Consider the following 22,118-nt stretch of genomic DNA (forward strand, 5'->3'; position numbering starts at 1 on the left):
GGAGGAAGGTTCGGCCATGGCCAGATCGACTGACCAGACCCCGCCCCTGCCACACATACCGGCGATGGACCCCGCCGAGTTCGAGCAGACCTGGCAAGACGCGCCGCGTTTGCTGGCCGCGCTCAACGGTGCTCATCTCGGCACCTGGTACTGGGACATTCGCAGTGGCCAGGTGAACTGGTCACGCGGCGCCCAGGCACTGTTCGGCCTCGACCCCAAGCGCCCGATGACACGAGAACTGCACTACATCGAGCTGATCCCCGAAGAGGAACGTGCCGAGGTTCTGGCGAAGTTCAATGCCATCCTCAAAGGCGAACAGATCAGCAACGCCCTGCGCCACCGCATCCGCTGGCCAGACGGCAGCCTGCACTGGCTGGAGATCACCGGCAGCCTGCAACGCGAGGCCGACGGCCGGTCGCGCATGTTCGGTGTGATCCGCGATATCAGCGCCCAGCAAGAGCGCGCCGAGGCCCTGCGCGCCTCCGAGGAACGCTTCGCCAGCCTGTTTCGCCTGAGCCCCGACATCATGATGCTGGTGCGCTACGACAACAGCGAGATCGTCGAGGTCAACCAGCACTTCACCCAGGCCTTCGGCTGGACTGCCAGCGAAATTCTCGGCCGCCCCACCCATGAACTGAATCTCTGGGTCCACGCCAGTCAGCGCGACCAACTGCGCCAACAGGCGCCGCTGAGCCAGGAGCCGGTGATTCAGGAAGTCCAATTGCGCACCCGTGGCGGCGATATTCTCGACGGCATACTGTCGAGCCAGTACATCGAACTGCAGGGCGAACGCCTGATGCTCTGCACCTTCCTCGATACCAGCGAACGCAAGCGTGCGGAAAACGCGCTGCGCGCCAGCGAGGAGAAGTTTGCCAAGGCCTTCATGCACACCCCCGACGCGGTAGCCATCACTGACCGCGCGACCGGCCGCTTCATCGAGGTCAATCCCAGCTTCGAGCAGCAATTTGGCTGGAGCAGCGCCGAAGCCGTGGGCCGCACCTCACTGGAGCTGGGCATCTGGGCTGACCCCAGCGACCGTCAACGTATGCTCGAAGCCGTGCAGACCGGGCGTCTGAACAACCTTGAGGTACGGCTGTTCAGCCGTGATGGCAGCGTCACCAGCAACTTGCTGTTCGGTGGCGAAATCGAGCTGAACGGCACCACCTGCCTGGTGCTCACCGTGCGCAACATCACCGAGCAGCGCAGGCAGGAGCTGGCATTGAACGAGAGCAGGCAACGCCTGCGCCTGGCCCTGGAGTCCGCCGACCTGGGGACCTGGGACTGGCACATTCCCAGTAGCCGGTTGTTTGCCAGCGCCCGCGCAGCGCAACTGCAAGGGCTGGAAGCAGCACCTTTTGAAGGCGCCTTCCTCGATTTTTTCCGCCAGGTGCCAATGGAGGATCGACACAGCCTGCGCCAGAACTACCAGCAACTGGTCGAAGAGCGCCGCAGTCACTATCAGGTCACCTATCGCGTGCAGCTGGAAAATGGCGGCCTGCGCTTTCTTGAGAGCACCGCCAAACTGCAGCTCGACGATGCCGGCCAACCGCAGCGCATGGTCGGCACGCTGGTCGATATCAGCGAGCGACTGCTGCGCGAGCAGCGCCTGCAAGCCTCGGAAGAGAAATTCGCCAAGGCCTTCCACTCCAGCCCGGACGCCATCACCATCACCGAACGTGACAGCGGCCGCTACATCGAGGTCAACGAAGGCTTCACTCGCATCACCGGCTATCTGCCGGACGAAGTCGTCGGGCGCACGTCCTTCGAGCTGGACATCTGGGCCTACCCCGAAGAGCGCGCACGGATGATCGAGCACCTGACCCAGCAGGGCCAGGTGCTGCACATGGAAATGCACGGCCGACATCGCGACGGCGAGGTGCACCTGGTCGACGTTTCCGTGCAGCCCATCGAGCTCAATGGCGCGCCCTGCCTGCTGCTCACCGCACGCGACATCAGTGAACTGAAGCAGGCGCAGGCACAGGTACAGCACCTGGCCTACCACGACGCGCTGACCAACCTGCCCAACCGCGCCCTGCTGATGGACCGCCTGACGCAACAGATCGCCCTGCTCAAGCGTCATGATCTGCGCGGCGCCCTGTTGTTTCTCGATCTCGACCACTTCAAGCACATCAACGACTCACTCGGCCACCCCGTCGGCGACTCCGTGCTGCGTCTGGTCACCGCGCGCCTGGAAGCCAGCGTGCGCCTGGAGGACACCGTGGCCCGCCTCGGCGGCGACGAATTCGTGGTGCTGCTCTCCGGCCTGGAAGGCAAACGCTCGGAGGTCACCCGTCACGTACGTCAGGTCGCCGACAAGCTGCGCCAGCTACTCGCCGAACCGATGCTGCTGGACGGTCACCGCCTGCAGGTGACCCCGAGCATCGGCGTCGCCCTGATTCCCGATCACGGTAATACTCCGGCGGATCTGCTCAAGCGCGCCGATATCGCCCTCTACCGCGCCAAGGACTCCGGGCGTAACGCCATCCAATTGTTTCGCACCACCATGCAGGAAGCCGCCAGCGCACGTCTGCGCCTGGAGAACGATCTGCGCCTGGCCCTGGCGCGCGGCGAGTTCGAACTGCACTTCCAGCCGCAGGTGGACGCCCGTGATGGCAAGGTGGTCGGCGCCGAAGCACTGCTGCGCTGGCAGCATCCGCAGTTGGGTCCACAATCGCCCGCGCAGTTCATCCAGGTGCTGGAGGAGAGCGGGCTGATCGTCGAGGTCGGCGGCTGGGTACTGGCCGAGGCCTGCCATTTCTGCGCCCAACTGCTGGCTGACGGCCTGGTCGACGGCGAGCGTTTCAGCCTGTGCGTCAACATCAGCCCGCGGCAGTTCCGCCAGCACGACTTCGTCGAACGGGTCGCAGGTAGCCTGCGCGACAGCCAACTGCCCAACGCCATGCTCAAGCTGGAGATCACCGAAGGTATCGTCATTCAGAACATCGACGACACCGTCGGCAAGATGCTGCGTCTGAAAAAGCACGGCGTCAGCTTCGCCATGGACGACTTCGGCACTGGCTACAGTTCGCTGACTTATCTCAAACGCCTGCCGGTGGACATGCTGAAGATCGACCAGTCGTTCGTGCGGGACGCGACCAACGACCCCAACGATGCCGAGATCATCCGCGCCATCGTCGCCATGGCTCGCAGCCTGGGCCTGGCACTGATCGCCGAGGGTGTCGAGCAGCAGGACCAACTGGATTTTCTGCAAGCGCAGGGCTGCCATCTCTACCAGGGCTATCTGTTCAGCAGACCGCTGCCGCAGGAGGCCTTTCGCGACCTGCTGGGGATCCAGCACGGCTGAAGTCGAGCGCAACGAAAAAGGCGCCCCGCAGGGCGCCTTCTTCATCTGCCGCCGGCTCAGCTTTCCAGAGCGGGACGCTGATTGCCGATGGGAATGCGCTTGGCCTTGGCCTCTTCCGGCACGATGCGCTCCAGCTCGACATGGAGCAGGCCATTGACCAGATTGGCGCCCTTGACCTCGATATGATCGGCCAGGCGGAAGGACAGCTTGAACGCGCGCTGGGCGATGCCCTGATGCAGGTAGCTGATGCTCTCGGCGCTGCGATCACGCTTGTTGCCGACCACGGTCAGCACGCCACGCTCGACCTGCAGCTCCAGGTCGTCTTCCTCGAAGCCGGCAGCCGCGACCACGATGCGGTAGTGGTCTTCGCCGTGCTTCTCGACGTTATAGGGCGGGTAGGAACTGCCGGCGTCATTGCTGCGCAGGGCAGATTCGAAAAGATCGTTGAAACGGTCAAAACCGACGGACTGGCGAAACAGAGGGGCCAGGGACAGTACGTTGCTCATGAGTATTCTCCTGAAGAGTCAGCAAGTGTCATATCGCGGGACCCGACTTCGGCATCCCGCAGTCACTTATCTGAGGTCGGTCGGAGGAATTTCAAGCCATGCATTCATCATCGAGCGCAAGGACGAGGATGGCGTAGGAGCGAGCTCTGTTCGCGAACGCACTTTCGCGAGCAGAGCTCGCTCTTATCGAGTTTGTTCAGTCAGCAACTGATCGATGCGCTCGCAATCCTGCTCGCGGCGCACCTCGGCGAACAGCGCGACAGCTTCCGGGTAGGTACGGGTAAGCATCGCCAGCCACTGCTTCAGGCGCCCCGGCGCATAGCGTGGCGCCAGCTTGCGCCGTGCCTGCTGCCAGAAGTCGAGCAGCAGCGGCTGCAGTTCGGCCCAGCTCATTTCCTCAGGCTCTTCACCGGCCCTGACTGCCGCGATCTGCCGCGCCAGCCCTGGGCGAGAAACCAGGCCGCGTCCCAGCATGATGTCATCCACGCCGCTGATCTCGCGGCAGCGGCGCCAATCGTCCAGCGTCCACACCTCGCCATTGGCGAACACCGGCACACCGACCACCTCCTGCACCCGCGCCACCCACTCCCAGTGCGCCGGCGGCTTGTAGCCCTCCACCTTGGTCCGCGCATGCACGACGATCTGACTCGCCCCGCCCTCGGCAAGCGCCCGCGCGCAGTCCAGCGCGCCCTCCTTGCCCTCGAAACCCAGGCGCATCTTCGCCGTCACCGGAATCTCGGCCGGCACCGTGCGCCGCACCTCACGGACGATGGCGTGCAGTAGCTCAGGCTCCTTGAGCAATACCGCGCCACCGCGCGACTTGTTCACCGTCTTGGCCGGGCAACCGAAATTGAGGTCGATCACCGGCGCGCCAAGCGTGCAGGCGAAGGCGGCGTTGTCCGCCAGGCACTGCGGATCGGAGCCGAGAAACTGCACGCGCATCGGCGTGCCGGCCCGGGTCCTAGCGTCCGTGAAGAGCTCAGGGGCGAGCTTGTGATAGGTGGCAGCCGGCAACAGTCGTTCGCTGACGCGAATGAACTCGGTGACGCACCAGTCGATGCCGCCAATGCGAGTCAGTACGTCGCGCAGAATCTCGTCGACCAGCCCCTCCATGGGCGCCAGGGCGATTTGCATGAGGTTGTCCGGGAAAAGGGGGCGCACAGTTTAAGGGGTCGCGCGCGGCGCGCAAGATGGGCGACACTGGCTCCTCGCCAAACAGGGAGGCTCGCCATGCGTTATCTCGCGCTGATCGTTCTAGGTATGTGCTGTTTGGGCGCGCAGGCCAGCGATGCCTTGCCTGGCGGCATCGAACGAATGCCGGCAGACCCGGTTGCCGACGCGCCGGCTCGCCTGATATTCAGCCGCGACAACAACGCGCCGAATGCCTGCGACGTGGAGCTTTATGTCAACCAGCAGGTAGTGGCGAAACTCGGCCCGGGCGAACGCACCAGTCTGGATCTGCCCAGCGGCGAACTGAGCGTCGCCGTGGCCATGTCACCGGATGGCTACTGCGCCGGTCGCGGGCCGGATGTCGCGCAATCGGTACTGCTGCTGCCCGGTGAAACCCGCCAGTTCGCCGTCATGGTCGAACCGGAGCAGGTATTTCTCGCGCCGATGATCGACTGAGCGGCCTTACAGCTCCAGCGGATAGGGCTGCATCAGCGCCTTGCCATAACCTTCGACGAATTCCGCCGGCATGCGCTTGGGGCGCCCGCTGGACAGCTCGATGCAGACAAAGGTGGTCTTGGCGCGCAACAAGGTGGCGCCATCTTCCGGGCGCATCAGCTGGAAGCGCCGATCCATCTTCAGCCGCTGGTCGGACTCGACGATCCAGGTCGCCATCTGCAGATGCTGCCCGTCATAGGCGCTAGCCAGATAATCGATCTCGTGACGCACCACGGCCATGGCCCGATCCAGACGACGATACTCGACCAGATCCAGCCCCAGGAACTGCGAATGCCGCCAGGCACAGCGCTCCAGCCAACTGACGTACACCGCGTTGTTGGCATGGCCGAGACCATCGATATCCTCTGCCGTCACTTCGATATCGATGACGAAGGGGCTGGGTAGCTCCCAGTTCATGACTGTACCTCCAGGTTTGCAGCCAGCACGCGGCAAGCTGATCGATCCGATTCAAGAGCGTGGCCGCCAGCATCCTCGACGACCGTTCGGCCAGGTGCCGCATAATACGCCGCGCAGCCTTTCCATGCAGTGCCGAGCTTTCATCGCGTCATCGCCGCGCGCCATAATGCTGCGCACTCGCCTGAGAGCCCGAGAACGAGCAATTGACTGCCATCCTGCGCCTATTGATGCTTTTGCTGCTGCCAGCGCTGACCTGGGCAGAAAGCCTGCCATTGCCGATTGGTCCGGCGCAGACGCTGCCCGGTCCCTACATGCACTTCTGGGAAGACCCGGACGGCCAGGCCGACTTCATGGATGTCCGCGCACTCCCCGACTCCGCCTGGCAGGCCGTAGCCCGGCGAGATGCCAGTTTCGGCTACAGCGGCAGCACCTATTGGCTGCGCCTGGACGTGCACAACCCACATAATCGCTCGCTTGGCTGGGTTCTGCTGATCGGCAATCCCCTGCTGGATCAACTCGACGCCTACGGCCTGGACGGCAAACGCATCTACCGTGCCGGCGACCAGCGCCCCTTTGACTGGCGCTGGGTCGATCACCGGCAGTTGGTACTCCCCCTCAATCTGCAGCCCGGCGAGCAGCAGCGCATCTGGCTACGCATGCAAACCGATGGCTCGGCCAACCTCAGCGCCAGCCTGATGACCCGCGATGCCTTCGATCACCAGGAACAGCGCAGCCTGTTGCTGCAGGGCCTGTTCTTCGGCGCCCTTGTAGCGATGCTGATCTACAACCTGTCCATTTTCTGCATCACTCGCGACCGCAATTACCTCTGGTACAGCCTGTTCGTCGCCAGCTTCACGCTCTACCAGTTCATTCAGCTCGGTTTCGCCCTGCAATGGCTATGGCCCAACGCCCTGACCTGGCATCAACTGAGCTTTCCGCTCAGCTCGGCAATGGCCACCCTGTTCGGCATTCACTTCACCTACGGCGTGCTGGAGCTGGACAAGGCCGCGAAGCCTTACCGCTGGGTCACCAATACACTGAAGATCTGCGCCTGGCTGGTGCTGGGGATGGCACTGTTTGGCCCGTACGCACCCGCCCTGATCGGTAGCTTCGTGCTGGTGGTGGCCTGCGCCATAGCCGCCTTCATCATCACCCTGCTGCGCTGGCGTGGCGGTTACGCAGCCGCGCGCCTGTTCGCCCTGGGCTGGTTCGTGCTGATTGCTGCCAGCCTTGCCAGCATCCTCACCGGCACGGGGCTGCTGCCCTACTCGCTGCTGACCCTGCATGCCCAGCAGATTGGCGGCCTGATCGAAATGACGGTGTTCTCCATCGCCCTGGCTTCACGGATCCGCCACGTGCAGGAGGCCGAACGCCTGGCCCAGGCCAAGCTGATCGACCAGGAACGCCGCCTGCGCACCGAACAAACCAAGCACCTGGAACTGCAGACGCAGATCAGCGACAGCCTGGAACAGCGCGTACAGGAGCGTACCGCGACCCTGCAGGACACCTTGCAACAGCTGTCCAACGCCAACCTGCGCCTGGCCGAACTGAATCGTCGCGACGGCCTCACAGCCCTGTTCAATCGGCAGACACTCAGCGAAGAGCTGGCTCGCGCCTGCGCCCGCGCCGAGCGCAGCCGACAGTCGCTGGCGATATTGATGATGGATCTGGATCACTTCAAACAGGTCAACGATCGCTACGGCCATCTGGCTGGCGATGCCTGTCTGTGCCATGCGGCCCAGCGCATCCAGCAACGCCTGCGCAGCAGCGATCTGCTGGCGCGCTTCGGCGGCGAAGAATTCGTTGCCCTGCTCGACAGTACCGACCTTACCGGCGCACTCGACCTGGCCGAACAACTGCGCGAAGACCTCGCGCAGAACCCTTGCATCTATCAACAGCAGTCGATATCGCTGAGCCTGAGCATCGGCCTGCACGCCGGAGTGCCGAGCGACCCCAACTGCGGTGAGCAATGGCTAGAACTGGCAGACCGCGCCCTGTATCGCGCCAAGGCGAGCGGTCGTAACCGCGTGGTCAGCTACGAAGCCAAAGCCTTCAACGACGCCTGAGGCACCTGTTCCAGCAGGTCGAGCACTGCCTGCAGGATCGACGGATCACTCAGCAGGCGCTGATGCCCACCTGCCGGCAGACGCAGCAGCTGGCTGTCGAACCAGGCCTTGTGGATCAGATCGGCCTCGCTCACCGCTACCACCTGATCATCCTCGGCATGCACGATCAGGCCTGGCAATTCCAGCTGATAGCGCTGCACGTCGAGATGGGCAGCCGGGATACCGGCGGTCTTTTCCACCTGACGCACGAAATGCGCACGCGCCTCGGCAGGCAACCCCATGAACCGGGCAAAGCCACGTAACAGACCGAGAATCCGGCTCGGCGCAGCGATGGTCACCAGGGTCTCGCTGCGCAAGCCCATCTGCGTGGCCAGCAGCGCACTGGCGCCGCCCATCGAGTGACCAATCACGGCGCGTAGCGGCGGCAGCTCACTGGCCGCCTCGAGCAGCGCGCGTGCGAACAACACCACGTTGGCCTCACGCCCTGGCGAGCGACCATGGGCAGGTGCATCCAGTGCGACGACACCATAACCCGCATCGACCAGGCCACGGATCAGCAGCGCGAACTGGGTCGGGCGCCCTTCCCAGCCATGCATCAGCAACACCGTAGGGCCGCTGCCCCAACGTAGCGCGGAGAGACCGAAACGCAGGGTGATGCGCTCGGCACTGGCCAGCAGCGGCAGCTCCCAATCTCGCGGCGGCAGCGTGCGCGGCGTCATGAAGCGTTCGCGCAAACGGCTGGCGACCAGTTGCGGCGCCACTCTGCCCAGCGTTGCATTGACGCCACGTACCCAGGTCATCTGGTTCATCACCCTCTCCTTCGTGCTCAGTTTCACACCACTGCCGACTTGGCAGCACGCAACACCCGATCGGACAATTCGCCGGGCCCCAATGCCCGCGCCAGCGCCAGACCACCGATCATCAGCACCAGGTCAGCCAGCGCCACATCGCCCTCTTCCGGCGTCCCGCTCATCTGCGCGGTCATCAGCTCAATGTGTTCAGCCAGGGCCTGACGAAAGCCATCCGGTAACCGCGTAATTTCCTCCAGCGAACTCGGCAGCGGACAACGCTCGTCAGGGTCATCACGGTGCCTGCGCGAAAGGTAGAACGCGGCCAGGAGCACCCTGCGCTCCCTGCCCTTCAGCCCCTGATCCACCTGCGCCACGCGCTCACGTCGCACCTTGAGCAACTGACGAAAAGCCTCGAGCATCAGCGCGTCCTTGCTGGCGAAGTGTGCATAGAAGCCGCCGACCGTCAGCCCCGCTGCAGCCATGACCTCAGCCACCGCCGGGTCGCCAGGTCCACGCTCTGCGAGTACACGCCCAGCCGCAGCGAGAATGCGCTTACGGGTTTCACTTTTGCGCTCGCTCATGACTGCACCCTTAATATGATGAATGAAATATTACGACCATCATATTAATTTGCAAGCCTTCACATCGACCGCCGGTCAGCGTCACAAGGCCGGCGCACAAGCATCAGAAAAAGAAGGGGCGAAAACAAAAAGGGGCCACTTCCGAAGAAGTGACCCCTGGGTCCCGCAAATGCGGCAAGAAAAATGGCGTCCCCTAGGGGACTCGAACCCCTGTTACCGCCGTGAAAGGGCGGTGTCCTAGGCCACTAGACGAAGGGGACGAAACCTTCGAACGACAAGGCCAGCACTAGGCTGGCCTTGAGTGTGATTGGTGGAGCTAAACGGGATCGAACCGTTGACCTCTTGCATGCCATGCAAGCGCTCTCCCAGCTGAGCTATAGCCCCGTAACCTTGCGGTCGGTTCGCAGCACCTGCGCGCTGCGACTGGAAAATGGCGTCCCCTAGGGGACTCGAACCCCTGTTACCGCCGTGAAAGGGCGGTGTCCTAGGCCACTAGACGAAGGGGACAAAACCTTCGAACAACAAGGCCAGCACTAGGCTGGCCTTGACAGTGATTGGTGGAGCTAAACGGGATCGAACCGTTGACCTCTTGCATGCCATGCAAGCGCTCTCCCAGCTGAGCTATAGCCCCATCTCGAGGACGGGGCGCATGTTAAGAGCGCCCCGATTGGCTGTCAACAACATTTTTCCTGCCAGCCAAAAGTTTTTGCCACTAGAACAATTACTTAGAGCCAACACGACAATCAAACGCCGACCTAACCGTAGGGTGCGCCGCGCGCACCGCCGCAACCGAGGATACCCCGGTGCGCGCGGCGCACCCTACGTCAGGCGATGCTCGCCAGCAGCTTCTCCCACTCCTTGGTCTCTTTCTTCGAGGTGCCGCCCAGCAGCTCCAGCGCCTGACGCAGACGGAAGCGGGTCAGATCCGGGCCGAGGATTTCCATGGCGTCGAGCACCGACACCGAGCTGGCCTGACCGGTGATCGCAGCGAACATCAGCGGCATGGCGTCACGCAGCTTCAGCTCCAGATGCTCGACCACCGCCTGGATGCAGCCGGTGATGCGCTCCTTTTCCCACTGGCGCAACGACTCGAGCTTCCACAGGATCAGTTGCATCAGCTGGCGCACCTGATCGGCCGAGAGTTTCTTGTGCTCGAACAGCTTGGCGTCCAGATTCAGTGCGCCGGAGAAGAAGAAGCCGGCCAACGGCGCGATCTGGCTGAAGGTCTCTACCCTGCCCTGCACGTGCGGGGCGATCTTCATCAGGTACTCGGGATTGAGCGCCCACTTCTGCACTTCGGCGGCGAAGGTTTCCACCGGCAGCTCGCGCAGCCACTGGCCGTTGAGCCAGGACAGCTTCTCCAGGTCGAAGATCGGCCCGCCCAGCGACACGCGATTGATGTCGAAGTGCTCGATCATCTCACCCAGCGAGAACTTCTCGCGCTCGTCCGGCATCGACCAGCCCATGCGCCCCAGGTAGTTGAGCATGGCCTGCGGCAGGTAGCCCATGCGCTCGTAGAAGGTGATGCTGGTGGGGTTCTTGCGCTTGGACAGCTTGCTCTTGTCCGGATTGCGCAGCAGTGGCATGTAGCACAGCGCCGGCTGCTCCCAGCCAAAGTACTCGTACAGTTTGATCAGCTTGGGCGCCGACGGCAGCCACTCTTCGCCACGCAGCACATGGGTGATGCCCATCAGGTGGTCATCGACCACGTTGGCCAGGAAGTAGGTGGGCAGGCCATCGGCCTTCATCAGCACCTGCATGTCCATGCGATCCCACGGGATCTCGACATTGCCACGCAGCATGTCCGGCACCACGCACACGCCCTCGCTCGGCACCTTCATGCGCACCACGTGCGATTCGCCTGCGGCGATGCGGCGCTGCGCTTCGGCTGGGTCCATGTGCATGCAGTGACCGTCGTAACGCGGGGTTTCCTTGTTGGCCATCTGCTGCGCGCGCACTTCATCAAGGCGCTCACTGGAGCAGAAGCACGGGAAGGCGTGGCCTTTGCCGACCAGCTCGTCCGAATACTTCTTGTAGATCTCGCCGCGCTCGCTCTGCCGGTAAGGGCCATGCGGGCCACCGACGTCCGGGCCTTCGTCCCACTCGATACCCAGCCAGCGCAGGGCATCGAAGATCTGCTGCTCGGACTCGCGGGTCGAGCGCAGCTGGTCGGTGTCTTCGATGCGCAGGATGAACTGACCACCGTGCTGACGAGCGAAGCACAGGTTGAACAGCGCGATATAGGCGGTGCCGACATGGGGGTCGCCGGTTGGCGATGGCGCGATACGGGTACGGACGGTGGTCATGAATGCTCTCGGAAGGAAGACACGAGGTTTGAATCAAGCGGGCGATGTTAGCAGGCCGGCGGCCCCTGGCTCCAGCAGCCCGCCACGGGTAATCGGCAAGCTGATGATCAGGAAGTCGAGGAAGGTCTTGACCTTCATCGCCTGGAAGCGCCGCGACGGGTAGATCGCATAGACCTCCCCCACCGGCAGTCGCGCTTCCGGCAGCAGCTCGACCAGGCGCCCACTGCGCACCGCCTCTTCGCTGATCATCACCGGCAGGCCGGCAATCCCGGCACCTGCCAGCGTCGCCTCACGGGCGAAGGTGATGTTGTTGCAGGTCATCACCCGCTGGCACGGCAGATGCTCGCCCAGCAGCGGCCAGTAACGCGGCGCATCCTGCTGCAGGAGGATCGCTCGATGCCCCTCCAGCTCGGCAACGCTGCGCGGCGTACCGTGCGCCGCCAGGTAGGCAGGGCTCGCACACAGGCGCCGACCGCTTTCGAACAACTTGCGCGCGATCAGCGTGGAATCCTGCGGCTGACCGACCTGGATGGCGATGTCCACGCCCTCCTCCAGCGGGTCCACCAAGCGCGAGGTCAGTTCCACCTCGGCGTCGATCTGCGGGTACTGGCGCATGAACTCGCCCAGCACCCGCCCGAGAAACAGCTGGCCGAACTCGATGGGCGACGTGATGCGCAACAGCCCCGATGGCTCACGCTGCAGTTGCATCACCGCCTGCTCGGCCTCGGCGAAGTCGAGCATGATCTGCCGGCAACGCTCGTAGTAAGCCTGCCCCACCTCGGTCAGGCGCAACTTGCGCGTGGTGCGATTGAGCAGACGTACACCCAAGCGCTCTTCGAGCAGCGCGATGCGCCGGCTCACCGTCGACTTCTGCATCCCCAGGCTGGTCGCCGCCTGAGTGAAACTGTGGCATTCCACCACCCGGGTAAAAATCAAAGCGTCATCCAGCCCCATGATTGTTCCTCATACGCAACAAAGCATGCCAAACCTAGAGTCTACTAGCGCAAAGGGAACGCTGTTAAATTTACTTACACTTCTCTGCCGCATCCCGAGCCTCAAGCATGCCCGCCAAACTGCAACGTCGCCTCCTCATCTTCATGATCCTGCTGGCGTTGATCGCCGGCGCCCTGCTCGCTCGGTGGCTACTGGTCGGTCGCTACCACGAGAGCACGGACAATGCGTACGTGCAGGGCGAGATCACCCGCGTCTCCAGCCAATTGAACGCACGCATCGAAAAGGTACTGGTGCGTGACAACCAACACGTGGAGGCCGGCCAACTGCTGGCCGTACTGGAAGACGCCGACTTCCGCCTTGCTCGCCAGCGCGCCCTCGCCGCCCTGCAAACCCACCAGGCCGAGCGCGCCCAGGCGCAGAGCAAGCTCGACCAGCAGGCCAGCCTGATTGCTGCCAGCCAGGCCGACGTCGCCGCCAGCCAGGCAACCCTTGATCGCTCCAAGCTGGATCTCGGCCGTGCCCAGACCCTGCGCAAGCCGGGTTACGTCTCCGAAGAACGCGTCACCACCCTGGCCGCCGACAACCGCGTCGCCCGCTCGCAGGTGGCCAAGGCCCTGGCAGATCTGCAGGCGCAGCGCCAGCAGGTCGCCAGCCTGGAAGCCGAGCTCAAGCGCCTGGACGCGCTGATCCTGTCCGCCCAGGCCGACCTGAAACAGGCCGACCTCAACCTGTCACGCACACACATCCATGCGCCGATCAGCGGCCTCGTCGGCCAACGCTCAGCGCGCGAAGGCCAGGTGGTGCAGAGCGGCGCCTATCTACTGTCGCTGGTGCCGGATCAGGACATCTGGATTCAGGCCAACTTCAAGGAAACCCAGATCGGCCGCATGCGTCCCGGGCAGAAAGCCGAGCTGCTGTTCGACAGTTACCCCGATACGCCCATCGAAGGCCACATCGACAGCCTGTTTGCCGCCTCCGGCGCGCAGTTCAGCCTGTTGCCGCCGGACAACGCCACCGGCAACTTCACCAAGGTGGTGCAGCGCATTCCGGTGAAGCTGACCTTCGCCGCCGACAACCCGCTGCACGGCCTGATCCGCCCCGGCATGTCGGTAGAGGTCACGGTCGACCTGCGCAGCGACGAAAGCCATGGCGGCTGATGCACTGACCCGCCCCACGGCGGAACCCAGCCGCCGCGACTGGATCGCGGTGATGAGCGCCATGCTCGGCGCCTTCATGGCAGTGCTGGACATCCAGATCACCAACTCCTCGCTCAAGGACATCCAGGGAGCGCTGTCCGCCACGCTGGAAGAAGGCTCGTGGATATCCACCTCCTACCTGGTCGCCGAGATCATCATGATCCCGCTGACCGCCTGGCTGGTGCAGTTGCTCTCGGCACGGCGCCTGGCGGTATGGGTGTCGGTGGGTTTCCTGATCGCCTCGCTGCTCTGTTCCCTGGCCTGGAGCCTGGAGAGCATGATCCTGTTCCGCGCCCTGCAGGGCTTCACCGGCGGCGCGCTGATCCCGCTGGCGTTCAGCATGACGCTGATCAAGCTGCCGGAGCACCGCCGCGCCAAGGGCATGGCCCTGTTCGCCATCACTGCGACCTTCGCCCCCTCCATCGGCCCAACCCTCGGCGGCTGGCTCACGGAAAACTGGGGTTGGGAATACATCTTCTACATCAACGTGCCGCCCGGCCTGATCATGATCGCCGGCCTGCTCTATGGCCTGGAAAAGAAGGCGCCGCACTGGGAGCTGCTGAAGACCACCGACTACGCTGGCATCGTCACCCTCGGCATGGGCCTGGGCTGCCTGCAGGTCTTTCTCGAGGAAGGCCATCGCAAGGACTGGCTGGAGTCGAGCCTGATCCAGGGCTTGGGCAGCATCGCTGCGATCAGCCTGGTGCTGTTCGTCATTCTCCAACTGTCCAGACCCAACCCGCTGATCAACCTTGGTGTCTTGCGAGAACGAAATTTCGGCCTGGCCAGCATTGCCAGCCTGGGTCTTGGCGTGGGCCTCTACGGCTCGATCTATGTACTGCCGCTGTACCTGGCGCAGATCCAGGGCTACAACGCCCTGCAGATCGGCGAAGTGATCATGTGGATGGGTGTACCGCAGCTGTTTCTGATTCCGCTGGTGCCCAAGCTGATGAAGGTCATCTCGCCGAAATGGCTGTGCGCCCTGGGTTTCGCCCTGTTCGGCGCCGCGAGTTTCTTCTCCGGCGTGCTCAATCCGGACTTCGCGGGCGAGCAGTTCCAGCATATCCAGATCATCCGCGCGCTGGGCCAGCCCTTGGTGATGGTCACCGTCTCGCTGATCGCAACGGCCTACATCCTGCCGCAGGATGCCGGCTCGGCCTCGAGCCTGTTCAACATCCTGCGCAACCTCGGCGGCGCTATCGGCATCGCCCTGCTCGCCACCCTGCTCGACGCCCGCGCCAAGGTCTATTTCGACTACCTGCGCGAATCCGTCGTGCCGACCAATCCACAAGTCGATGAGCGCCTGCAGTTGCTGACGCAGACACTCGGCAGCGAGCAGGCGGCCCTGGCCAAAATCAGCGAAATCGCCCACCAGCAGGCGGTGATCATGGCCTACAACGACGCATTTCATTTCATTGGCATTGCCCTGGGCGTGAGCATGCTGGCGATCCTGCTGACGCGAAAGCTGCCGCAGAACATGGCAGGTGGTGGAGCGGCGCATTGAGGCGCCTTTCACGTAGGGTGGATGTCGCTCTTTACATCCACCGCAGCGGTGGATCGGTGAAGCGTGTTCCACCCAACTCGACGCGGGCAGGTAAACCTGTGGGAGGGGCTTCAGCCGCGACCGTCGCCGCTACGACTGCATAGATGCAGGAGGCAGAACGAAGCAGGATGCCAGAGTCGAAAGCGCCTCCCAGAGTAGCCCGGATGCAATCCGGGAATCGGTTTCCGGCCGCTGGCGTTACACCTGCAACAGCCGATCCCGCAACTTCTGAATCTCGTCGCGCATTTGCGCCGCGGCCTCGAACTCCAGATCGCGCGCCAGGGCGTACATCTTCTCTTCCAGCTGACGGATACGCTTGGTGATCTCACTCGGCGAGCGCAGTTCGTTCTCGTAACGCGCACTCTCCTCCGCCGCCTTGGCCATACCCTTGCGCTTGCTGCTGCGCGCCCCTGGCACGACGGCGCCTTCGAGGATGTCCTTGACGTCCTTCTGTACGCCCTTGGGCACGATGCCGTTGGCTTCGTTGAAGGCGATCTGCTTGGCGCGGCGCCGCTCGGTCTCGCCGATGGCGCGCTGCATCGAGCCGGTCATGTTATCGGCGTAGAGAATCGCCCGACCATTGAGGTTACGTGCCGCGCGGCCGATGGTCTGGATCAGTGAACGCTCACTACGCAGGAAGCCTTCCTTGTCCGCATCGAGAATCGCCACCAGCGACACCTCAGGCATGTCCAGGCCCTCGCGCAGCAGGTTGATGCCCACCAGTACGTCGAAGGCGCCCAGGCGCAGGTCGCGAATGATCTCCACCCGCTCGACGGTATCGATGTCCGAGTGCAGGTAACGCACCTTGACGTCATGGTCCCCCAGGTAATCGGTCAAGTCCTCGGCCATGCGCTTGGTCAGGGTGGTGACCAACACGCGGTCGCCCGCTGCCACACGCAAACGGATCTCCGAGAGCAGATCATCGACCTGAGTGCGCGCCGGGCGCACCTCGATCTGCGGGTCGACCAAACCTGTCGGTCGCACCAACTGCTCCACCACGCGCCCGGCATGCTCGCCCTCGTAAGGCCCAGGCGTAGCGGAGACGAAAATGGTCTGCGGGCTGGCCGCCTCCCACTCCTCGAAGCGCATCGGCCGGTTATCCAGTGCAGAAGGCAGGCGGAAGCCGTATTCCACCAGCGTCTCCTTGCGCGAGCGGTCGCCCTTGTACATGGCGCCGACCTGCGGCACCGAGACGTGGGACTCGTCGATCACCAGCAGCGCTTCGTCCGGCAGGTAGTCATAGAGAGTGGGTGGCGGCGCGCCGGATGGACGACCCGACAGGTAGCGCGAGTAGTTCTCGATGCCGTTGCAATAGCCCAGCTCGAGGATCATCTCCAGGTCGAAGCGCGTGCGCTGTTCCAGGCGCTGCGCCTCCACCAGTTTGTTCGCCCCGCGCAGGTACTCCAGCCGCTGCTGCAGTTCGACCTTGATGTGCTCCACCGCCTCCAGCAGCGTTTCGCGCGGCGTGACGTAGTGGCTCTTGGGGTAGAAGGTGAAGCGTGGCAGCTTCTGGATCACCTCGCCGGTCAGCGGGTCGAAGGCGCTGATGCTCTCCACTTCGTCATCGAACAGCTCGACGCGAATGGCTTCGAGATCCGATTCCGCCGGGAAGACGTCGATCACATCGCCACGCACACGGAAGGTGGCACGGGCGAAGTCCATGTCGTTGCGCGTGTACTGCAACTCGGCCAGCCGGCGCAGCAGCGCGCGCTGATCCATCTTGTCGCCACGGTCGAGGTGCAGCACCATTTTCAGGTACTCCTCGGGGCTGCCCAGGCCGTAGATCGAGGACACGGTGCAGACCACGATGACGTCCTTGCGCTCGATCAGCGCCTTGGTCGCCGACAGGCGCATCTGCTCGATGTGATCGTTGATCGAGGCATCCTTCTCGATGAAGGTGTCCGACGACGGCACATAGGCTTCCGGCTGGTAGTAGTCGTAGTAGGAGACGAAATACTCCACCGAGTTGTTCGGGAAGAACGCCTTGAACTCGCCATAGAGCTGCGCGGCCAGGGTCTTGTTCGGCGCCAGCACAAGGGTCGGGCGCTGCACCTGAGCAATCACGTTGGCGATGGAAAAGGTCTTGCCCGAGCCGGTCACGCCCAGCAGGGTCTGGTGCGAAAGACCGGCCTCCAGCCCCTCGACCATCTGCCGGATCGCCTCGGGCTGATCGCCGGCCGGCTTGAAGCGAGTCACCAACTGAAATTCGGACATGCAGCACCTCGACAAATGGCTGTGACGCATCCTTTCGGACTGCGTCAAAAGCCATGAATTGCGGGGCGATTCGGCGATAGGTCCAGGTAGAGTCGAATTACCTGGCAAAAGGCCTTAATTCAGGGCTTTGCGCTGTCGCCCCCTGGATTCAGGGTCGTTATACTAACGCCCCGTTTACGCGCCCCCTAGCGCTTTTGTCGGGGACGCCTGGCCACCCACCCCTCACTCGAGTTGCCACACCCATCATGAGTCTCTTCTCTGCCGTCGAAATGGCTCCGCGCGATCCCATCCTGGGCCTCAACGAAGCATTCAACGCGGACACCCGCACCACCAAGGTCAACCTTGGCGTGGGCGTCTACTACAACGAGGAGGGGCGAATTCCGCTGCTGCGCGCCGTCGCAGAAGCCGAAAAGGCACGTATCGAGGCCCATGCGCCGCGTGGCTACTTGCCGATCGAAGGCATTGCCGCTTACGACAAGGCCGTGCAGGAACTGCTGTTCGGCAAGGGCGCAGCCCTGATCGAAGCCGGCCGCGTGATCACCACCCAGGCCCTGGGCGGCACCGGCGCCTTGAAGATCGGCGCCGACTTCCTCAAGCGCCTGCTGCCGGACGCCACCGTGGCCATCAGCGACCCGAGCTGGGAAAACCACCGCGCCCTGTTCGAATCCGCCGGTTTCCCGGTGCACAACTACCGCTACTACGATCCGTTCAGCAACGGCGTGAACCGTGGCGGGATGCTCGAAGACCTGCGCAACCTGCCGGCCCGCTCCATCGTCGTGCTGCACGCCTGCTGCCACAACCCGACTGGCGTCGACCTGCAACTGGAAGACTGGAAAGCCGTGCTGGACGTGCTGCGCGAGCGCGAGCACGTGCCCTTCCTCGACATCGCCTACCAGGGTTTCGGTGACGGCATCGAGCAGGACGCCGAAGCCGTGCGCCTGTTCGCCGAGTCGGGCCTGGAGTTCTTCGTCTCCAGCTCCTTCTCCAAGTCGTTCTCGCTGTACGGCGAGCGCGTCGGCGCACTGTCGCTGGTCACCAGCAGCCGTGAAGAGTCGCCCCGCGTGCTGTCGCAGCTCAAGCGCGTTATCCGTACCAACTACTCAAACCCGCCGACCCATGGCGCCACCGTGGTCGCCAGCGTGCTCAACAGCCCCGAACTGCGCGCCATGTGGGAAGCCGAACTGGGCGAAATGCGCGACCGTATTCGCAGCATGCGCCTGGCCATGGTCGAGCAACTGGCTGCCCTGGGCGCCAAACGCGACTTCGGCTTCGTCGCCGAGCAACGCGGCATGTTCTCTTACTCCGGCCTCACCGTGGAGCAAGTGGAACGCCTGAAGGAAGAGTTCGGCATCTACGCAGTCGGCACTGGCCGCATCTGCGTCGCCGCACTGAACAAAGGCAACCTGGACAGCGTTACCCGAGCGATTCACGCTGTGCTCTAAGCTTCAGTAGCAACCCCCAAAAACGCCGGCTCGAAGCCGGCGTTTTTTATGCGCCACACAACAATGCAACTGTAGGAGCGGCTTCAGCCGCGATCTGCCACTACTGTCGCGGCTAACGCCCCTCCCACGCACACGTCATCTCACCGCCGTACATAAGTCATCACTAAATGTTGACTTCTCTTTTTTAATCAGTAACATACGCGCCGTTGTTCCGCGATAGCTCAGTCGGTAGAGCAAATGACTGTTAATCATTGGGTCCCTGGTTCGAGTCCAGGTCGCGGAGCCAAATTCAAGAACCCAGCCTAGTGCTGGGTTTTTTATTGCCTGCGGACCCTAACCAGGGACCATATCCAGGTTATTCGCTTCGCTCACCCCTTCGGGGCCGCGCTGAAGCGCGTTCAGCTGCGCTGTCGAGTCCAGGTCGCGGAGCCAGACTCAAGAACCCAGCCTAGTGCTGGTTTTTTTATTGCCTGAAGACTCTCACCAGGGACCATGTCCCAGGTTATTCGCCTCCCTAAAGGAGCCCACCCCACCGGTAGGAGCCGCGCCCCGCGGCGAAAAGCTTCGCCCCGAGGCGGGGCTCCTACAAAAACGAAAAAGGCCGGTCAAAAGACCGGCCCAGACAGCAACGCCGCCAGGCGTCAGTTAACACTCAACTTGTCGCGGTTCTTCTCCAGCGTCGCCTCGCCAATACCTTTCACCTCCAACAACTCGTCGACCGAGGCGAAATTACCGTGCTCCTCACGGTAAGCCACAATCGCCTGCGCCTTGGTCGCACCAATCCCCGCCAGCTCACGCTGCAGGGTTGCAGCATCGGCGGTATTCAGATTGACCGCGGCAACCTGCGCTACCTGAGCGGCAGCCGGTTTGGCGCTTTCGGTTTTTGGGGCTTCAGCTGCGGCGGCAGCCAGAGAGAAGGAAGCGAGAACAGCGAACAGAAGCGAAGATAGACGGAGTTTTTGCATGATGTGCATTCCTTGTCGTAAGTAGATCCAAGTGAGGTTTGCAACCCCACAAGAATCAACCTAGACGCTATCTTCCAGCTGTCAAATCCCTGATTCAGCGCTCCCGGTTTCTAAGATGAATCCAGTCCACGATCTCACCTTCCGGCACATAACCATGTACTGTTTCGCGCAGCAGCACTCGCACGCGAGCGTAATCATCCTCACTGACCGCAGCCAGTAATTCCTGCAAACGAGCCTTGAGCTCGTCCCAGGGCAACATGTCCTCTTCCGCGCGCATGATCATCGGATGCTCGGTCGGCTTCACATCCTCGCCGATCAGCAACTCCTCGTAGAGTTTCTCACCCGGACGCAACCCGGTGAACTCGATGGAGATATCGCCATGAGGATGAAGCTCATCGCACACACTCAGGCCGGACAGACGAATCATCTTCTCTGCAAGATCGGCGATCTTCACTGGCTCGCCCATATCCAGCACGAACACATCACCGCCCTGCCCCAACGAACCGGCCTGAATGACGAGCTGCGCCGCCTCGGGGATCGTCATGAAATAGCGAGTGATGTTCGGATGCGTCACCGTCACCGGCCCACCCTGCTTGATCTGCTCCCTGAACAACGGAATCACCGAGCCGGAAGAGCCCAGCACATTACCGAAACGCACCATGGTGAAACGGGTCTTATTGACGCGATGAACGCCTGAATCATCACCGAACAACACGGGCGCAGACTCACGACTCAGCGCCTGCAGCACCATCTCTGCCAAGCGCTTGGTGCTGCCCATCACATTGGTAGGCCGCACAGCCTTGTCGGTTGAGATCAGCACGAAGTTGGCGACACCCGCCTTGATCGAGGCCTGCGCTGCATTGAGCGTACCGACCAGGTTATTGAGCACGCCCTCGGCAACGTTATGCTCGACCATCGGCACATGCTTGTATGCAGCAGCGTGATAGACAGTGTTGACGCGCCAGGTCTGCAGAATGTCGAACAAACGCTCGAAATTACGGATAGACCCAAGAATCGGCACCAGCTTGATCGGCAACGACTCCCGCTCGATTCGCTGCTGCAATTCAGCATGGATGCTGTAGAGGTTGAATTCGCTATGCTCGAAAAGCAGCAAGGTTCGCGCGCCGCTGGCGAGAATCTGCCTGCATAGCTCCGAACCGATGGAGCCGCCAGCGCCGGTTATCAGAACCACCTGATTCTTGATACAGCGTTCGAACAAATCCTGCCGAGGCGGCACCGCATCACGCCCGAGAAGATCGGCTATGTCGACCTCCTGAATGTCCTCGACCTTCACTCGCCCGCTGGCCAGGTCAGTGAAGCCAGGCACGCTGCGAACATGCAATGCATAGGGCTCTAGCGCATCGAGGATCTCGCGCCGTCGCGCTCGAGAAATAGACGGCATCGCAAGAAGAATCTCGTCAGCCCCCGTCTCATCGATCATCTGCTTAATATGCTTGGGTCTATAGACTTTCACACCAGCTATAACACGGTTAGCAACGCCAGGATCATCGTCCACAAAAGCGATCACCCGCATTGCTTTGCTCAAGCGCAATGCTGCAACTAACTGGTTACCTGCGGTCCCTGCACCGTATACCGCAACCCGCGAAACACCATGTCCAACTTCAGCCCGACGCCCCAGTGGATCCAACCAATCCCCCATAAAGTACTGTCGCATGGTCAGGCGCAACCCACCAACCAGCATCAAGCTGAGCCACCAGTAGTTGAAAACCATGGAACGAGGTATCAGCACGTCAGGATCCCGATACCAGTACACCATCAGCGCTAACAATAGAGCAGAAAGAGAAACGGCTTTGAAAATGCTCTTGAGAGCATCATTGCCGAAGTAACGCATCACCGCACGATACATGCCCATACGGATAAAAACCGGGATGGCCAACGCCGGCGCACAAGCGAACAGCCAAGCATGATCACCGAACGGCTGAGCACCTTCGAGATCTCCCAAGCGGACCACAAAGGCAAGCCATAAGGCGACCCAGATAATAATGATATCCGCAGCGACCTGCAGCAGTCGCTTCGAGCGTCGAGACAACCCAATCAAACGCCCACGCAAGCGATCAGCAGCCTTAAACATAATAATCTCTCAAGCCTTCACTTCCTTTGAAGCTCCACACAGCAACAGGCGCCATTGCAAAGCAGTTAGAGCACAC

General features: G+C 62.4%; 16 protein-coding genes and 5 tRNA genes. 7 read left to right on the forward strand and 14 right to left on the reverse strand.

The genetic code is table 11. From position 1 onward, the window contains the following. The first annotated feature begins 16 nt into the window (after window positions 1-16). Window positions 17-3,304, forward strand: coding sequence for a sensor domain-containing protein (locus tag BLR77_RS00475; RefSeq protein WP_074674946.1), 3,288 nt, complete (start codon window positions 17-19; stop codon window positions 3,302-3,304). Window positions 3,305-3,360: 56 nt separating this feature from the next. On the opposite strand, the gene BLR77_RS00480 is transcribed toward BLR77_RS00475, so the two are convergent. Continuing rightward, the gene (locus BLR77_RS00480; RefSeq protein ID WP_074674947.1) at window positions 3,361-3,810 is read right to left on the reverse strand and encodes an Hsp20 family protein; all 450 of its coding nucleotides are present in this window, start codon (window positions 3,808-3,810) and stop codon (window positions 3,361-3,363) included. A 183-nt stretch (window positions 3,811-3,993) separates the two neighbouring features. Beyond that, window positions 3,994-4,944, reverse strand: coding sequence for a tRNA dihydrouridine synthase (locus BLR77_RS00485; RefSeq protein ID WP_074674948.1), 951 nt, complete (start codon window positions 4,942-4,944; stop codon window positions 3,994-3,996). 96 nt (window positions 4,945-5,040) lie between these two features. Between BLR77_RS00485 and BLR77_RS00490 the strand changes: the two genes are divergently transcribed. Further along, on the forward strand, window positions 5,041-5,436 hold the full coding sequence (locus BLR77_RS00490; protein WP_074674949.1) for a hypothetical protein: 396 nt from the start codon (window positions 5,041-5,043) through the stop codon (window positions 5,434-5,436). Window positions 5,437-5,442: 6 nt separating this feature from the next. Here the strand turns inward: BLR77_RS00490 and BLR77_RS00495 are convergent, their stop codons facing one another. Beyond that, complete coding sequence (locus BLR77_RS00495; RefSeq protein ID WP_074674950.1) at window positions 5,443-5,892, reverse strand: acyl-CoA thioesterase; 450 nt, start codon at window positions 5,890-5,892, stop codon at window positions 5,443-5,445. Window positions 5,893-6,095: 203 nt separating this feature from the next. Here BLR77_RS00495 and BLR77_RS00500 point away from each other — a divergent pair, with 203 nt between their 5' ends. Beyond that, entirely contained in the window at window positions 6,096-7,958 is a 1,863-nt protein-coding gene (locus tag BLR77_RS00500) for a sensor domain-containing diguanylate cyclase (protein ID WP_238380527.1), read from the forward strand. On the opposite strand, the gene BLR77_RS00505 is transcribed toward BLR77_RS00500, so the two are convergent. The 8 genes from BLR77_RS00505 to BLR77_RS00540 all read right to left on the reverse strand — a co-directional run bounded on the left by BLR77_RS00505 (window position 7,928) and on the right by BLR77_RS00540 (window position 12,590). Further along, on the reverse strand, window positions 7,928-8,767 hold the full coding sequence (locus tag BLR77_RS00505) for an alpha/beta hydrolase (protein ID WP_074674952.1): 840 nt from the start codon (window positions 8,765-8,767) through the stop codon (window positions 7,928-7,930). The genes BLR77_RS00500 and BLR77_RS00505 overlap by 31 nt on opposite strands. 23 nt (window positions 8,768-8,790) lie before the next feature. Next, complete coding sequence (locus tag BLR77_RS00510; protein ID WP_074674953.1) at window positions 8,791-9,330, reverse strand: TetR/AcrR family transcriptional regulator; 540 nt, start codon at window positions 9,328-9,330, stop codon at window positions 8,791-8,793. A 184-nt stretch (window positions 9,331-9,514) separates the two neighbouring features. After that, window positions 9,515-9,590, reverse strand: a tRNA-Glu gene (locus BLR77_RS00515). A 48-nt stretch (window positions 9,591-9,638) separates the two neighbouring features. Further along, window positions 9,639-9,714 (reverse strand) — tRNA-Ala (locus tag BLR77_RS00520). A gap of 47 nt (window positions 9,715-9,761) precedes the next feature. Continuing rightward, a tRNA-Glu gene (locus BLR77_RS00525) sits at window positions 9,762-9,837 on the reverse strand. 48 nt (window positions 9,838-9,885) lie between these two features. Then, a tRNA-Ala gene (locus tag BLR77_RS00530) sits at window positions 9,886-9,961 on the reverse strand. A gap of 193 nt (window positions 9,962-10,154) precedes the next feature. After that, entirely contained in the window at window positions 10,155-11,636 is a 1,482-nt protein-coding gene (gene gltX / locus BLR77_RS00535; protein WP_074674954.1) for a glutamate--tRNA ligase, read from the reverse strand. Between the two features lie 33 nt (window positions 11,637-11,669). Continuing rightward, window positions 11,670-12,590: a LysR family transcriptional regulator gene (locus tag BLR77_RS00540; protein ID WP_074674955.1), complete on the reverse strand. Its 921-nt coding sequence runs from the start codon at window positions 12,588-12,590 to the stop codon at window positions 11,670-11,672. Window positions 12,591-12,697: 107 nt separating this feature from the next. On the opposite strand from BLR77_RS00540, the gene BLR77_RS00545 reads away from it, so the two are divergent. Then, entirely contained in the window at window positions 12,698-13,747 is a 1,050-nt protein-coding gene (locus BLR77_RS00545; protein WP_074674956.1) for an HlyD family secretion protein, read from the forward strand. After that, window positions 13,737-15,290, forward strand: a complete 1,554-nt coding sequence (locus tag BLR77_RS00550; protein WP_074674957.1) for an MDR family MFS transporter — start codon at window positions 13,737-13,739, stop codon at window positions 15,288-15,290. Before BLR77_RS00545 ends, BLR77_RS00550 begins: the two co-directional genes overlap by 11 nt. Before the next feature lie 237 nt (window positions 15,291-15,527). Here the strand turns inward: BLR77_RS00550 and uvrB are convergent, their stop codons facing one another. Continuing rightward, window positions 15,528-17,543, reverse strand: a complete 2,016-nt coding sequence (gene uvrB, locus BLR77_RS00555; RefSeq protein ID WP_074674958.1) for an excinuclease ABC subunit UvrB — start codon at window positions 17,541-17,543, stop codon at window positions 15,528-15,530. Between the two features lie 245 nt (window positions 17,544-17,788). On the opposite strand from uvrB, the gene BLR77_RS00560 reads away from it, so the two are divergent. Beyond that, window positions 17,789-18,985 (forward strand): amino acid aminotransferase, encoded by a 1,197-nt coding sequence (locus BLR77_RS00560; protein ID WP_074674959.1) that lies wholly within the window; start codon window positions 17,789-17,791, stop codon window positions 18,983-18,985. A gap of 210 nt (window positions 18,986-19,195) precedes the next feature. Then, a tRNA-Asn gene (locus BLR77_RS00565) sits at window positions 19,196-19,271 on the forward strand. 355 nt (window positions 19,272-19,626) lie between these two features. Here the strand turns inward: BLR77_RS00565 and BLR77_RS00570 are convergent. Together BLR77_RS00570 and BLR77_RS00575 are read right to left on the reverse strand one after the other, a co-directional pair. Further along, the gene (locus BLR77_RS00570; RefSeq protein ID WP_074674960.1) at window positions 19,627-19,950 is read right to left on the reverse strand and encodes a ComEA family DNA-binding protein; all 324 of its coding nucleotides are present in this window, start codon (window positions 19,948-19,950) and stop codon (window positions 19,627-19,629) included. A gap of 94 nt (window positions 19,951-20,044) precedes the next feature. Further along, window positions 20,045-22,042, reverse strand: a complete 1,998-nt coding sequence (locus BLR77_RS00575) for a polysaccharide biosynthesis protein (protein WP_074674961.1) — start codon at window positions 22,040-22,042, stop codon at window positions 20,045-20,047. Window positions 22,043-22,118 lie beyond the last annotated feature (76 nt).

It is taken from the genome of Ectopseudomonas alcaliphila (assembly GCF_900101755.1).
GTDB lineage: Bacteria > Pseudomonadota > Gammaproteobacteria > Pseudomonadales > Pseudomonadaceae > Aquipseudomonas > Aquipseudomonas alcaliphila.

What these genes read in the sequence shown, in the direction of transcription:
- BLR77_RS00475 (WP_074674946.1), top strand. Translation starts at nt 17, where the DNA reads ATGGCCAGATCGACTGACCAGACCCCGCCCCTGCCACACATACCGGCG.
- BLR77_RS00480 (WP_074674947.1), bottom strand. Translation starts at nt 3,810, where the DNA reads ATGAGCAACGTACTGTCCCTGGCCCCTCTGTTTCGCCAGTCCGTCGGT.
- BLR77_RS00485 (WP_074674948.1), bottom strand. Translation starts at nt 4,944, where the DNA reads ATGCAAATCGCCCTGGCGCCCATGGAGGGGCTGGTCGACGAGATTCTG.
- BLR77_RS00490 (WP_074674949.1), top strand. Translation starts at nt 5,041, where the DNA reads ATGCGTTATCTCGCGCTGATCGTTCTAGGTATGTGCTGTTTGGGCGCG.
- BLR77_RS00495 (WP_074674950.1), bottom strand. Translation starts at nt 5,892, where the DNA reads ATGAACTGGGAGCTACCCAGCCCCTTCGTCATCGATATCGAAGTGACG.
- BLR77_RS00505 (WP_074674952.1), bottom strand. Translation starts at nt 8,767, where the DNA reads ATGAACCAGATGACCTGGGTACGTGGCGTCAATGCAACGCTGGGCAGA.
- BLR77_RS00510 (WP_074674953.1), bottom strand. Translation starts at nt 9,330, where the DNA reads ATGAGCGAGCGCAAAAGTGAAACCCGTAAGCGCATTCTCGCTGCGGCT.
- gltX (WP_074674954.1), bottom strand. Translation starts at nt 11,636, where the DNA reads ATGACCACCGTCCGTACCCGTATCGCGCCATCGCCAACCGGCGACCCC.
- BLR77_RS00540 (WP_074674955.1), bottom strand. Translation starts at nt 12,590, where the DNA reads ATGGGGCTGGATGACGCTTTGATTTTTACCCGGGTGGTGGAATGCCAC.
- BLR77_RS00545 (WP_074674956.1), top strand. Translation starts at nt 12,698, where the DNA reads ATGCCCGCCAAACTGCAACGTCGCCTCCTCATCTTCATGATCCTGCTG.
- BLR77_RS00550 (WP_074674957.1), top strand. Translation starts at nt 13,737, where the DNA reads ATGGCGGCTGATGCACTGACCCGCCCCACGGCGGAACCCAGCCGCCGC.
- uvrB (WP_074674958.1), bottom strand. Translation starts at nt 17,543, where the DNA reads ATGTCCGAATTTCAGTTGGTGACTCGCTTCAAGCCGGCCGGCGATCAG.
- BLR77_RS00560 (WP_074674959.1), top strand. Translation starts at nt 17,789, where the DNA reads ATGAGTCTCTTCTCTGCCGTCGAAATGGCTCCGCGCGATCCCATCCTG.
- BLR77_RS00570 (WP_074674960.1), bottom strand. Translation starts at nt 19,950, where the DNA reads ATGCAAAAACTCCGTCTATCTTCGCTTCTGTTCGCTGTTCTCGCTTCC.
- BLR77_RS00575 (WP_074674961.1), bottom strand. Translation starts at nt 22,042, where the DNA reads ATGTTTAAGGCTGCTGATCGCTTGCGTGGGCGTTTGATTGGGTTGTCT.